Here is a 16,612-nt window from a genome sequence, read left to right as displayed (position 1 = left end):
AACAATTATCCATTAACAATTATTAATTATCCATTATCAATTATCCATTATCCATTATCAATTATCAATTATCCATTATCCATTATCCATTATCAATTATCAATTATCAATTATCAATTATCCATTATCCATTATCCATTATCAATTATCAATTATCCATTATCCATTATCCATTATCAATTATCCATTATCAATTATCCATTAACAATTATCCATTATCAATTATTTTTTTTTGTCTTAAAATGCTGCTTTAAAACCTTTTAATGGTAATAAAACAGTAATTGTGATGCTAATTTTACAACTGTAAATATCAGACTGGCTGTGAAATTCTCAGTAAGATTTTTTACCTTTTTTTACGTAATATTTTAAAAAGAGAAAACATATTCTTTTCTCTTTTTTTATGCCTAAAAACCATATTTTATGATTGTTAGTTTATAGTTGTTGGCCGAAAACCGGCATTCTAAAAGCCTAACCTAACCATAGCCCGTGGTTTCAACCACGGGTAACGTATAGAAATAATAGCAGCCTACGGTTTTAAGGTTATTAGATTACATCTTTATCATTTAAAATATCCATCAACAATTATGCTTTCGTAATTACCATTCACCATCAATCACCAACTTTTGTCTTAAAATGCTGTATAAAAAACTTATAGCGTCTATTTTGTAATAATTTAGCTGTTATATTTGTGAATAATAAATACTGTTGTTATGATTTAGTTGTTTTTGGAATTCATAGTAACACAGTTTTATAAGCCATAGTAATTTTTTTTGAAAATGAGAGGATACACATTCTCTCATTTTTTTGATCTTAATTTTATAAAAAAACTGGATTTAATTTTGGTTCGCTTTTGTTTTAAACTAGTTTTCCATGTTTTTATGTTATGTAAGTTGTTGAAAAACAGTATATTTGAGTTTGTTTTTGTTTTGAATTAAGCAAATGCCAAATATACTATTCTAAAAGCCTTTCAATAAATCGTATATCTTTTTGTCTTGAATTTTTATTTCTAGATTATTTTAAAATCTAGGAATGAATAAAGTGTACGCCCGTAAGTCAAACCTCAAATGGTTTAGTTTTTTTAGCAAATTATAATAGATCATTTTTTGTTTTCAGCTTGGTTTTAATAATGAATTCGGGGGGAACTAAGGTTTCAAGGTCAAAAATCTTCTTATTTACAGCGGTTCTAAATGGAGTCATACCAAAATCGAAATGTTAAAAAATGGCTTAAAATGATATATTAAAATCTTATACTGATAATATTAAAGAGAGAATAACTGGAATTTTGCGCAGAATATTTATTGATAACCAAGTTGTTGAAAAACAACAGTTAAAAGTAAATAGAAAACCAGCCCATGTAAGTTGTTAAATCAATAAACAGGGATTGTTAGATTTTTTTAATAAATAAACCGATTATGAAAACAAAATTTACATTCGTTTTGTTGTTATTAATGTTTGCAGTAGGAAGCAAATCTTTTGCACAAGTAGTGATTAATACTGCTCCTACATCTTATCAGCCCGCTACTCTGGCACAGGGAGGCGCTGCAGGTATGTATAAGTTAGACATTACAAACAATAATGCAGCCGTATTGAGCGGAGCAAAATTGATCGTTACACTGCCAGCGGGAATGGAGTATGTCGCGGGCTCTATTACGGGAGCAACGCAATCCAATGTCAGTAATCTACAGGTTCCAGTTTTTGCATTGGGCGATGTACCTTCGACCAATACGCTTACAGTAACATTCAATGCCCGCATTAATTGTGGTTTTACCAATGCAAACATCAATTATAATGTGCTTTCATCAGGAAATGTTTCATTGCAGACAGCTGTAAGCCCAATAGCATCGAGTACACCAGCACCAGCTTATGTATTTTCGGGCGTGCCAAGTCCTCAGGCACTTTCTACGCCTTTAAGAACTAATGCGACCCGTACAGTTAAGTTTAAGAACAGTGGTAATGTGTCTGTATCTACAGTATATTTTGAAACTAGTGTGGTAACAGGTGCACAATACCCATATTATAAATTGGTGAGTGCCAATTTTGGTACTGTAATTCCTATTACCAACGGATACCGAATTACCTTAACTGGTGCAGCGTTACAAAGCGCTATTACAACAACTTTAGGTACAGCAGACGCCAGTTTTGATAAAGATGAAGAAATTACATTGGTGCTTACAGAACAGATGACTAGTTGTGCTTTGGCGTCTTCAATTCAGTTGACTATGAAAGCTGGTTCGGGAGATTCTAATAATAGTTTTTGCTTTGCAGATACTTCAACAGCGTCTATTAATACCCCAGCAAGTAATGCGGCAATTTCTCTATCACGTATTGATGGGGCTGCTTATGGAAGCTTTTGCACTAATGGTACGGTATCTTATACAATAGCTAATACTGGTTCTGGAGCAGCATCGAGTATATACAACATTAAGCTGCCTTGGAGTGTAAGTTCAGCAAGCTCTGGAAATGCACCTGTGGCAAATCAAATAATTATTAGAAAAGTTTCTCTTAATGGAACAGATATTACCGCACAAGTTTTAACGCAAAATGGAACAGGGAGCAGTGCCTTAATAGTAGGTTTATCAAATTGTTATGTTATTAATTTGGCAGGATTAACTAGTGCATATGGTTCGGCACTCCAGAACTTAGACGGAGATGGAAAATATGATGATTTACCAGCTGGACAAAGTTTTCGATTAGATTTTGAATACGGTTTTCAAATTGACAAATTTGCAACCTGTAGATTAAATAATGAGGCTTATTTTAATTTAGGTACTTCTTATTATGGTCAATGCGGAAATATCACAAATAGAACTAACTATCCTGTTGGAACTGATTCTACTAATCCTGGATTTCCAGTTGGTTCACAAAGCGCTGAAACATTTGCTGCAAGTTTAAGTGTTGCTTCATTATATCCTGGAGATAAAGTGAAACTGACTACTACTTCATCAGTATCAATATCAGGAGCTTATGCGCAGGCAAATAAAATGCTTAAAGTATTTACAATTGTTTTACCAGATGGTTTGGATTATGATAGTACGGGAACAATAAGATATATGAATAATGCTACAGGTATAGTAATTCCAGGAACTGCTATAAATTATACTGTTGCTACTAAAACGTTAGTAATAAGTCCTGCCGCAACATTATCGGGCATTACAGCAGGCAATGATGTATTACAAATCCCTTTAGTAGTGGCAAGTTCAGGTACTGTTACCAATAAAACAGTTCAATACAATTCTACATTAGCTTTTGTAGGTTGTCCAACAATAGTTGTACCATATGCTTGTAAAAGCTCTACTCTTAATTATGCTATAATAGACGGAAGCTGTGCTACAGTTGGTACGACAGCTTTTGATATGGTTCGTAATACATTTGGTTATTTACCAGCTCCAAGCGGAACTAATGTGTGGTATATGCCGACAGGTTTCGTAAACGAAAGTACGCCAAATATTAACTTGCATGGAGCAGTTTCTAAAGATAAAGTAAAAACGACTTTTAAAGGAATTGTAAATTCTACCTCTTACAATGAGCTATGGGCAAGGGTAAAGTATACCTCTAATATTACTTCAAATCTTACTCTTTCTAACTTTGATAAGTTAAGTGCTAATAATAATGATATGGCCGGCACAATAACTATCATCAAAGCAGCAGACGGAAGTACTCTAGGTGGCAATATAACAGTGGGAGATTTAATATTTAGTTATGATTCAGGTGCTTCCAAACAGATCCAACAGGTAAATCTGAGTGCAAAAATAGGAGCAGGTAAAGATATAAACTATACTCTCCAAGTGGGTGATAAAATAGAAGTAAACTGGTTTACGAGTGTAACTCGTGATAATTTAAGTTTTACCTACAGCCAGCTGCAAAATTTAGAAGGCGATCTTTATACTAAAGATGCTGTAGGAGTAGAATCTGGATGTCAGGCCATTCCGGTTGGCTTCTCTATACAACGATTAAATGTAGATGCCAATAACAATCCAGGTACACAGTTTATTATTGGAAATAATGGTCTTAGAATAACGCCAAGTATTATAAATGGTAATGCTTCCTCAGATATTTCTGGGGATCATTTTCCTAATGAAGTAAGAGATTATAGTACCTTTAGAAGCGTACAGGCTACATTACCAGGTGTTTGGGTGGTCGATACATCACCTGGAAAAGTATGGGTATCAACGTCTAATGCTGCACCTAATTATGTGATTGACCCTTCTAAAGTTCTAGTTACTTACAGTGGTGGAAATACTATTGTTACTTTGACGAATAGTCCTTTAGGTTCTAACGGTTTACCTCTTGCAACGGCAACTATACCAGTTGTGGCTGATAATATTGGAGCTAATGGAAATAAAACTGTAGTCATTAGTATGTTGCCTGTGTGTGCGGTTGCTGGAAGTATTCCTGTTGCTATGGTGCAAAGTTTTGACAGGTATACTACATCTGCAGATAATAGTACTAGAGAGAGTGATTTTCAAAGTACTTTTAATGCTGCCGGATCTAGAACTTTGATTAATTATACTGCAAATACGACAGCTACATTACAAAATGTAGACGGTATTGGAAGTACAGTAAAATGGCAGGTTAGGGTAAGTAACACATCAGATACAGCTGCAATAGAAGCCGCTGGAGTAGATGACCCAAGTTTACCAAATAACTGGATGAGCTTTGTTTCGCCAAACAATAATATCACGATAACTAAACTGGAAGAGATAGATGTTTCCAATAATGTAATAGCAACATATCCTGCATTAAGCTATGGTGCTGGAAAATACTGGGTAAAATTAGGAAATATTGCAACGACCAATACTTATAATGTAGTAGCTACCTATACTACCTGTGTAGATGACAAAGTTAATTTTACTCATGGTTTTAGTGCCACGGGCTATCCTATGGATCCCGATTTGGGCTATGGGGCAGAATTGGCAACCTGTGTAGCCAACCAGACTTCTTTTGCGCTTAACCTGCTGCCAAAAGATATAAGTATAGACATACAGGTGACTTCACCGGACAATCCTGTTCAATTCTGTACGAACCCTATATCGGGATCAGAGCATATGATTGATTATGGTGTGGAAATAACCAATACAGGAACTGGAAATGCAGAGAATTTAATACTCGAGGCTACTTTTCCTGCTAATTATACAGCAAGAGCGGGTACGAGCAAAATAACGCATAACGGCACTACAACAACAATCGGCGATCCTGTGCTTAACACAGCAAAAGGAGTATGGCAGTGGTATATCTCGGCAGATGCCAACGGAATACCATTTTTACCTCCAGCATCGACGGGTAAAAATGTAATGACGGTAAGCTATCAGGGAGAAACAAGCTGCGGCTATGTTTCGGGTTCATCAGTATCCTATAATATGAATGCAACAAGCGGCTGCGGGCAGCTGACTCAGGTTTCGGCTTCAGGAGATGGCATGGATCTGAGCGTTGTGCCTCCGGCATTAAACAATTATGTACTGACACCAAGCGTTATAAATTTGAAAAATGACGGCAGCGGTGCTGTATACAGTATTGAAATTAAAAACCAGAGTTCAAACCCGATAAGCACAAATGAAAACATCTATATAACCCTGCCTTCTTCGATAGACTATGTAGCAGGTTCAGTAGAGAGAACCATTGGAGCAGGAAATATAATAGAACCAACAGCCAATACTGTTGTGGGCAAAACGCGCATTATTACTTTCCCGTTGCCGACAGGAGCAAGCGGCAATACTCTGGTGCAGAATGAAACGGCGAGCTTTAATATTAAGTTTAAAATTGTAGATCCTGCTGCTTTAAGCTGTGGTACGATTGCAGAAGTCATCAAACTGGAGTCTATCTATTCGGTACCAAATGTGACTTGTGGAGCATCGCAGTGTCCAGTGATTTTTGTTACTGGAATAAATAAATCAGATGCAGTTATAACTAAAACAGCATTGGGTATAACGCCAGGAACATCAATAGCGAAGTTTGTTTCGATAGTAAACAATGACGTGACGGTAAAATACACTATCACCAACACGGGAACCATTGCGAGTTATGCGCCAATTGTGGTGGACTTCTTTAACGATATAAACAAAGACGGCCTATATACCACAGGGGAACCTATTTTGTACACGCAGACTGTTACTGCCGGCGATGCCACAATTGCATCAGGAGGAACAAGCCCGGAGCAGACCACAGCAGTTTTCAGCATGCCGGAAAGCGGCATCTGTAATGTGACAGCGGCTATCCGTCTTGTGAACAACAATCAGGTCTGCGCAGATTCGGCAACGCTGATCCCGATCAATTTTGAAGCGGCTCAGACAGCCTTCACGGTATGCGGTAAAACCAATGTGACCATCGGAAATGCCTCAAACGGAGCAACAGTAAGCTGGTCGCCAAATGATGGGAATTTAAGTGCGCTTAACATATCAAACCCTGTATTTAACTATAAGGGAACTCCGGTTACAGCACCAACAGATTTTGTCTATACGGCTACAGTGGTGCACCCGGGCGGATGCACAAACACCTATGCCACTACGGTAACGGTAAATCCAGATCCGGTAATTACAATTACCAATCCAGCGCCGGTATGCGCCGGCACATCAGTAGATTTATCTGCTTCTGCGGTAACATCAGGAAGCGCAGCCAATCTAACGTATGCCTATTTTACCGATGCAGATGCAACGGTGGCACTGGTAAATTATACAGCAGTAACCACAGCAGGAACCTATTATATAAAAGGCACCAATGCAAACGGATGTTATTATGTAGTGCCGGTTGTGGTAACGGTTAATCCGCTTCCGACAGCCAGTATTGGAGCGACAGCAGCAGTTTGTAAAGATGATCCGACAGCACCAGTTGTAACTTTTACAGGAGCAAACGGAACAGCGCCGTATACCTTTACCTATACGATCAATAACGGCAGTAATCTGACCGTGTCAACAGTATCAGGAAACTCGGTAAATGTTTCCGCTTCAACAGCGGCAGCAGGAAGTTTTGCGTATACCTTGGTAAGCGTAAAAGACAGCAGTTCAACAGCCTGCACGCAGACACAGACAGGAACAGCAACCGTTACCATAAACCCATTGCCTACAGCGACAATTGAAGGAACTGCAGGAGTTTGTAAAGATGCAGCGTCTCCCAATGTTACCTTTACCGGAGCAGGCGGAACAGCGCCATATACTTTTACTTATAAAGTAAACAATGGAGCAGATGAAACGGTAACCACAACAAGCGGAAATGCTGTAACAGTTACGGCACCTACAGATACGACAGGAAGTTTTGTTTATACCTTGGTAAGTGTAAAGGATGCAAGCACAACAGCCTGCACACAGGCACAGACTGGTTCAGCCACTATTACTGTACACACACTGCCTACAGCCACAATTGCAGCAGATGCCCCAGTGTGCAGAGGAGCCGCATCTCCAAATGTTACCTTCACCGGAGCAGATGGAACAGCACCGTATACCTTTACTTATAAAATAGACTCAGGAGCCGAGCAAACCGTTACCACCACAAGCGGTAATTCCGTTACAGTTGCAGTACCTACAGGTACAGCAGGCGACTTTGTCTATACATTAGTCAAAGTAAAAGACGGTGTTACAACCAATTGCGAGCAGCTGCAAAGCGGCACCGCGACCATTACCATAAATCCACTGCCGACAGCTACGATTGCAGGAACCACAGCAGTTTGTAAAGATGCCGCAGCGCCAGATATTACTTTCACAGGATCAGGCGGAACCACACCATATACGTTCACTTATAAAGTAAACGGCGGAGCCGATCAAACCATCAGTACAACAGGAGGCAGTGTGGCCATGATCGAAGTACCAACAGATACAGCTGGAACCTTTACCTATACACTGGTAAGCGTGAAAGATGGCAGCACATCGGCTTGTACACAAGTACAAACCGGAACGGCAGCAGTTACTGTAAATCAATTACCGACTGCGGCAATTGCAGGCACAACAGCCGTTTGTAAAGACGCCGCTGTGCCAAACGTTACCTTGACAGGAGCAGGCGGAACAGCGCCTTACACCTTTACGTATAATTTAAACGGAGGAAATAATCTTACTGTAACAACGTCAACAGGAGATTCAGTAGACATTTCGGTAGCAACTGGAACAGCTGGAACTTTCACTTATAATTTAGTAAGCGTTAAAGACAGTAATGGATCAGGATGCGAGCAGGCACAGACAGGTTCTGCTGTGGTTACGGTAAATGCAGTGCCAACAGCAGTGATAGCAGGTACAGCAACAGTTTGCCAAAATGCAGCATCTCCAAATGTTACCTTCACAGGAGCAGGAGGAACAGCGCCATATACATTCACATATAAACTGAATGGCGGAGCAGATCTTACTGTAACAACAACAGCAGGAAATTCTATTGATGTCGCTGCAGCTACGGGTACAGCTGGAACTTTCACTTATTCATTAGTAAGCGTAAAAGACAGTAATGGATCTGGATGCGAGCAGACACAGACAGGTTCTGCAGCAATTACCGTGAATCCATTGCCAACTGCATCTATCAGCGCTCCAGCAGTTATATGCCGAAATGCCACAGCAAATGTGACCTTTACAGGAGCAGGCGGAACAGCACCTTATACATTTACTTATAAATTGAATGGCGGGGCAGATCTTACTGTAACAACAACTGCAGGAAATTCTGTAGATGTTCCGGTTACAACCAGCGCAACAGGAACTTTCACTTATTCATTAGTAAGCGTAAAAGACAGTAATGGATCTGGATGCGAGCAAGCACAAACAGGTTCTGCTGTAATAAGCATAAATGAGAATGCAGCAGCCACTATTTCTGGATCGGCAGAAGTATGCCAAAATGCATCTAAACCGAATGTGACTTTCACAGGATCAGGCGGAACAGCACCATATACATTTACATATAATGTTGATGGAGGGGCAAACCAGACTATTGTATCTACTGGTGATACTGCGACAGTTGCGGTAGAAACTAGTACAGTAGGAACGATCACTTATAATTTAGTAAGTGTGAGTGACAACAGTGTGACAGGATGCGGACAAACGCAAACAGGTTCAGCGGTTGTTAAGATAAATCCATTACCAACGGCAACAATTGCAGGTGCGGTAGCAATTTGTCAAAATGCAACTTCTCCAAATGTGACTTTTACAGGAGCAGGCGGAACAGCACCGTATACTTTTACTTATAAAGTAAACGGCGGAGCAGATCAAACGGTAACCACTACAAGCGGAGATGCAGTAACAGTTGCTCAGGCAACAGGAACAGCAGGAAGTTTTGTTTACACTTTAGTGAGTGTGAAAGATGCGAGTTCAACGGCTTGTACACAAGCACAAACAGGAACAGCAACTATTACAGTTAATCCGTTACCAACGGCAGCAATTGCAGGAACAACTGCAGTTTGTAAAGATGGTACAGCACCTACAGTTACCTTTACAGGAACAGGCGGAACAGCACCATATACATTCACTTATAAATTGAATAATGGAGTAGACCAAACTATAACCACAACAAGCGGAAACGCTGTAACAGTTACTCAAGCAACTGGAACAGCAGGAAGTTTTGTTTATACATTAATAAGTGTTAAAGATGCAAGTTCAACAGCTTGTACACAAACACAAACAGGAACAGCAACTATTACAGTTAATCCGTTACCAACGGCAGCAATTGCAGGAACAACTGCAGTTTGTAAAGATGCTGCAGCACCAACAGTTACATTTACAGGAGCAGGCGGAACAGCACCGTATACCTTTACTTATAAAGTAAATGGCGGAGCAGATCAAACGGTAACTACAACAAGCGGAGATGCAGTAACAGTTGCTCAGACAACTGCTACAGTTGGAGATTTTGTTTATACTTTAGTAAGCGTAAAAGATGCGAGTTCAACAGCTTGTGTTCAAACACAAACCGGAACAGCGACAGTAACAGTAAATGCTTTATTAGCATTAAACGGAACAGCATCTACAACCTGTGCAGCAGACGGTTCAGGTTATGTATTGAATTTTACAGTAACAGGTCAGGCACCTTATACCGTAACAGGTACAGGAGCTCCGGGAACATGGTCTGGAAACGATTGGACATCAAGCCCAATTACAGCAGGAACAAATTATAATGTAAGTGTTACAGATGCTTATGCTTGTAATACTGTAGTTGTAGCAGATACAGCACCAATTTGTTGTGTGTATGAAGTTACAGCACCAACATTCCCTGCAGCGACAATAACATGTTACGACCAAATGCCAACGGCAGTAAGCTTGACAAAAGCCGAGTTTGAAGCTTTAGGAAATGGTGACGGAAGCATTGGAAACATCCCATGCGGGGTAATCGAAATTACAGCTTCAAATGGTGCAGAACCATCATGTAATGGAAATGTAATCAGAACGTATACCGTAACTGAATATGCAGATCCAAATGGTAACAAAGTACGCGATCTAGGTGAAGATACTGTGTTGAATACTACAGTGATCACTCAAACGTTCACTTTACAAAGAGCCGATTTTGTAATGCCAGCAGATCAAGGAACAACTGTTGCTTGTATTTCAGCAGTTACAGCGCCGGTAGTGCCAGTAGTAAAAGACAACTGCGGTAACATCCTAACAGCTTCAGCACCGGTTATTTCGGCCGTGCCAGCTTGTAATGGAGTAGAGACTTATACGTATACTTTTACAGATTGTGCAGGACACACGCACGACTGGGTATATACTTATACAATTGACAATACTGTGGCACCAACAGGTACAGCACCTGCAGATGTAACGGTACAATGCATAGGCGATATTCCAGCAGCCAATGTAAATGGAATACTAAACGTGAGAGGAAATTGTAACAATACTGTTTCAGTAGCCGTTGCAGAAACTAATAACGGTGGATCAGGTTGTAAAGCAAGTCCATACATCGTAACCAGAACCTATACGTTAACAGACTGCGGAGGATTGCAAACGCAGTTAGTTCAAACATTAACAGCTGTAGATACAACGGCGCCTGTTTTTGCAGGAACACTTCCGGCAAACATTACAGTTGAATGTTCGGCAGTAATTCCTGCGCCTGTAACCCTTACAGCGACAGATAATTGTTCAGCAGCCACAGTAAGCTATGTTGAAGTAAAAGTGAACGGAAGCTGTTCAGGAAACTATCAGCTGCAAAGAACATGGACAGCATCAGATGCCTGCGGAAATGAAACCAAACATACTCAGGTGGTACAAGTTGTAGATACAACAGCTCCTGTGTTTGTAGAGGCCTTGCCTGCAGCAACCATAAATGCCAGCTGTGATACTATTCCAGAAGCAGAAACATTGACAGCAACAGATGCCTGCAGTAATGCATTTGTAACCTATACAGAAACCAAAACAGCAGGCGACTGCAGTGCGAGATATACCTTGACCAGAACATGGACAGCAAGTGATGAGTGCGGTAACGAAAACGTATTTACACAAACCATCAATGTTGCATGTCTGCCAAATATCTTTAACGGAATCTCACCAAACGGAGACGGTATAAACGATAAGTTTGTTATAGACGGTATTGATTGTTTCCCAAACAATACGGTGAGAATCTACAACCGATATGGCGTTCAGGTTTATGAGAAAAAAGGGTATGACAATGTAACTAATCCTTTTGAAGGTTTCTCAGACGGCCGCACCACGGTTGTAAGAGGTGATAAACTTCCAACGGGGACTTATTTCTACACTCTAGAATACGATGACAGTGGAAAACAAGTGCAACGATCAGGTTATCTGTATATCAGTAATCAATAATTAAGACCAGAATATAAACCAACATTTAAAAATGGAAACAGGACTGCGAGAGCGGTCCTGTTTTTTTATACAATAAGAAGTCGAAAAACAGTAGAGTATAAGTCATGGATGAAAAACCTGCAATCTAAAAAAAAACATTCTTAAATAGTTTAACTAATTGAAAAACAGTACATTTGCTATTTTGCTTTTGTCGTTTTTTTAGTAATAAAATTGAGTTTTGTAATTTGTCATTGTTATTACGAGCCTTTTCAAAAGATATTTTCTGCCTTTTTTAGAATTCCTTTTCTTAAAAAAATTACCGCATATCTAAAGTAAATTGATATATGCCAAGTTTTAAAATGTCCTAATTTGATATATTAAAAACTTTTAGTTCCCAATTTAAATTTTGATTTAATAGAATTTTGCACAGTATTTTTTTAAATGCATAAACCAAAAACAAATGGATATGGTAAAAAGTCGTGAGAAAAAACGATGCAAGGATATTATATACTATTTGTTTAATTAAAATATTATGAAAACAAAATTTACTTTATTTATTCTAGCACTTTTTTTAGTTGCTTTGAAGATTTCTGCTCAAACAATTACCGCTGTGGCAACTCCATCGACCTGTGCCGCAAATGGTAAAATTGAGCTGACTGCCACAGGTATACCTCAACCGATAATTTATGGTATAGCAAAATCACCCTATACAGCCGCAGATGTAATAAGCAGTACATCTGCGGTTTTTTCATTTTTAGAGCCTGGTAATTATTACTACGGTTATTACAATGGCGCCAATTTTATTCCTTCAGCCTCTACCATTTCAGTGGCAAATCAATACAATACCAGTTCACCCACTTTTTCCAGCTACTATTCTAATCCGTATGCCTACTGCACTGGAACAACTGATCCGCTCGGGAGAGTTAATGCTTCAGTAACAGGAGGAAATAAAACATATAAAGTAGAATTAATAAACTCCAGCGATGTAACGGTACAGCAAATACAGACTACAGCTTCATCATCAAACATTTTTTTTGATGGAGTTGCTGCAGGAACTTATACTTTAAAGGCGACGGATGCTTGCGGAACCGTTGTTTATGCACCTAATACCGTAATTGTGAAGCCCAATGTACCTTATACAGACTTTACTTTAGGCACAGTTAATCCACAGCCTACTACGGTTTATTTTAATGTTGTTTATAATACTCCTGGCGATGTTTGTTCAGGAATTGCAACGGCTTCGGTTACTAATGTTTCGTTCATACTTAATACGACTATTACAGATATTACTACACCAACAGGCGGGCCGACATTTTATGGAGGCAGAAACCCAGTCTATAAACTGGAAATACAAAATGCTTCAGGAGGTTTTGATGTCTATGATAATTTAACTGCTGCACAAGTTACTACTAATAATAATTATGTATTGCCTAATGACAGGAGTAAATGGGGATTAATGAAGCTTTCGGTTACCATTTGCGGCATTACAAAAACAAATCAGCTGGATTTAGCACAATATAATGAGTTTAAAATAAAACCATTTACTTACGTTGGCTTCTCCATTTATGATGATCCATCACCGGCTGCCTGCGTTCCAGCCAGTCAGGTCGAAGTCTGGACGAGTACCTATCAATCTGGAGGCTGTCAGCCTATAACATTGGATGTTACCGAAAACGGAACCTCAAATACACAGCATTATGAGCTTCCGCAAAATTTTAAGTTTAAACTTGATATTGGAAAAACCTATACAATTTTGGTTAAAGATGGTACAGGAGCTTTACTTCCTTCTTATTCTTTTAGAAATTATACTACATCAGTAACTGCAAAACCAACTCAAAGTGATCCAAACAATTTTTATATTGATCCAGCTTATTTTATGCCAAAGTCGATCAGGGATAAAATTACGTTTACGGATGGAATAAGCGGTAAAAATATTGGGAAATCAGCACTTGTTGTCAATAATCTGACTACTGCTCTTGGTTTGATCGCTCCTGTTCATATTGAATCGGTAAGCGGCCCTTCGAATATCAATGTAACAGTAACACCAACCGCAAACAGCTATAATCTTGGAGTAGGAAATAATATAACGCCAGGAACCTACAAAATACGAATCAGAGATTCGCAATGTTTCAGCGAAGAGTATGATATTGTGCTGGATAGTTATATTATAAGTGTAGCACTTCAAAATGTTACTTCGACACCTAGTACGACTACTTGTGACCGTTATATTAAAAAAGGAGAAATCAAAGTAACAGCCGTAGGAAAAACTTTTGATGTTTCAGGACCTTTGTACAGTGTTTATGGATATGATTATGCTTATCCGAGGATTTTAAGTGCACCGGCAGGAGCTTCCGTATTTACATCAACAGATAATTTTCTTCTTAAAGGGAATGCCGTAATTCCTTTTTCTTTTTCAGCAGATTTGGCTGGAAATTACCAATTAGCTTTAAGCCGAAAAAATGATAATCGATTGCTGCAGGCTTCCGAAATATTTGAAAACACAACTGCTGTACCGCTGACAGTGCAGCCCAATTTTCCTGCTTTTGATTTAACACAGTCAGGTGGTGTTATCTGTCCGGGCAATACAACTGGAAACTTAACCGTAAAAGTGAATAATGCTATAGGAACTATAACTTATTTTATTAAAAAAGCATCAGATCCTGATTTTCCCGCAACAGGCCAGACAAGTACTGTTTTTACAGGATTAACAGCAGATACTTATGTTGTTAAAGCGAAAACGCTTTGTTATGAAGTTATTCAATCTTTTAAGCTGGCTAATTTAGCCCAATTAACAGATGTTATTTTTGGAGATAATGCCTATTGTACCGGAGCTTCATTGCATTTTTCAACCGTTGCTGTCGGGCCGGTTTCAAGCATTGTCTGGACACTGCCTAATAATTCGACAGTGACTGGTAATACATTAGATATTGCAAATCTAACAGCAGCCAATAGCGGCTTATATAGAGTAACTATCAATTCTACAGCTGGGTGTGTTATAAACGGATCAACAATGGTTGTTGTAAACCCGCTTGCCGAAGTGGGAGTTCCTGTTTTTAATGCATCAAGCCCAAGTTTAATGTGTCAGTCTGTGGCCGCACAGCAATCCGATTATACCGCTTCAGCCGCTAATGCATCATCGATAAGTTATCATATTTCGCCTCCCGAAGCCGGAACAATGGGAGCAGGAGGTCAGCCTGGAAAAATCGAATGGAATGCTGCGTTTAACGGAACAGCGGTTATAACCGCCGTATCAAGCGGATGCGGAACAGATAAATCAACTGCTTTTACGGTAATTGTAAGTCCAAGGGCAGATGCTGCCAAAATTATTGCAGAAGGAAAAACGATTTATCCCAATGAAAACAATATAGTTTTAGAAGCTGCGGCTCCTTCAATATCCAATGCCGTTTTTACTTGGTATGACAATGATTCAGCGTCAGCCGCAATATTAGGAACCGGCGATCGCTTAACAGTCAGTCCAACAACCACAACAACTTATTATGCAGGTGTTCAGGGAGATGATATTTGTATAAATGAAGCAGGAACTCGTAAAGCGGTTACTATTACAGTTAATCCAGTGGCAAAAGTTTCTGATATCATTACAGCGGATCAAACAATATGTAATGGAGAAACAGCAACATTAACTGCGACAAGCCCGCTTGCAAATCCGCTTTTTGTTTGGTATACAGATCCCGATTTAGAAAACTCAATCAGTAATACAGAAACAGCCGTGGTAAGTCCCGAAGTCACCACTACATATTATGTAACAGTTTCTGCCGATGGTGTTTGTACTATTCCACCGCCAGCAAAAGCAGTTGTAGTAACTGTAAATCAATTACCAATTGCAGCAATTTCATATTCGGGAGCCTCTTACTGTAATCGAGGAAAAGCTTTAGTAACCCAGACCGGAACAGCGGGCGGTATTTATACAGGTGATACTGGTTTAGTAATTGATGCAGGAACAGGAGAAATTGATTTAGTTTTGTCAACAGTTGGCAGTCATACCGTAACTTATGATTTTACAGATGGAAGCTGCCCGAATACAACAACAGCCGCAGTTACAATAAATGAAACAGTACTGCCGACTGTTCCTGCCGCAATAACAGCAGAATGTGATGCTTCTCCAGCTGCACCAACTTTAACAGATCCTTGTTCGGGCGATATTACAGGAACTGCCAATATTCAATTTCCAATTACAACACAAGGAACCACAACCATAATTTGGACTTTTGATTATGGAGGAGGATATAGTAAAACGGTAAACCAGGATGTAATTCTTGATGACGTTACAGCGCCAATAGTTCCAACTTTAACCGCAGTAACAGCAGAATGTTCTGTTGATTCATTACCCGCGCCAACTACAACAGACAATTGCGCAGGAACAATAACAGGAACCACAACAACGCAGTTTCCAATTACAACGCAGGGCGAAACAGATGTTATATGGACATTTAATGACGGAAACGGAAACACAACAACCGCAGTTCAAAAAGTAATTTTAAAAGATGTTACAGCTCCTATGCTTCCAACTTTAACAGCAGTAACAGCAGAATGTTCAGTTGATTCATTACCCACGCCGACTACAACAGACAATTGCGCAGGAACGATAACAGGGACTACAACAACCCAATTTCCAATTACAACGCAGGGTGAAACCGATGTTATATGGACATTTGATGACGGAAACGGAAACACAACAACCGCAGTTCAAAAAGTAATTTTAAAAGATGTTACCGCTCCGATACTTCCAACTTTAACAGCAGTAACAGCAGAATGTTCAGTTGATTCATTACCCGCACCGACTACAACAGACAATTGCGCAGGAACGATAACAGGGACTACAACAACCCAATTTCCAATTACAACGCAGGGCGAAAGCGATGTTACATGGACATTTGATGACCGAAACGGCAACACAACAACCG

Annotated in this window: 1 protein-coding gene and 1 pseudogene; both read left to right on the top strand. The window is 39.4% G+C overall.

All coding sequences use genetic code 11. The features are described from left to right. Positions 1 to 1,412 precede the first annotated feature (1,412 nt). Positions 1,413 to 11,711, top strand: a complete 10,299-nt coding sequence (locus tag ACHRVL_RS16925) for a gliding motility-associated C-terminal domain-containing protein (protein ID WP_395414661.1) — start codon at positions 1,413 to 1,415, stop codon at positions 11,709 to 11,711. Between the two features lie 511 nt (positions 11,712 to 12,222). Continuing rightward, positions 12,223 to 16,612: pseudogene (locus tag ACHRVL_RS16920) on the top strand (hypothetical protein); the annotation flags it as partial.

The sequence above is a fragment of the Flavobacterium sp. FlaQc-28 genome (assembly GCF_044007415.1).
Classification (GTDB): domain Bacteria; phylum Bacteroidota; class Bacteroidia; order Flavobacteriales; family Flavobacteriaceae; genus Flavobacterium.
Note: the sequence above shows the minus strand (reverse complement) of the source record. Positions and strands in the feature narration are given on the sequence as shown.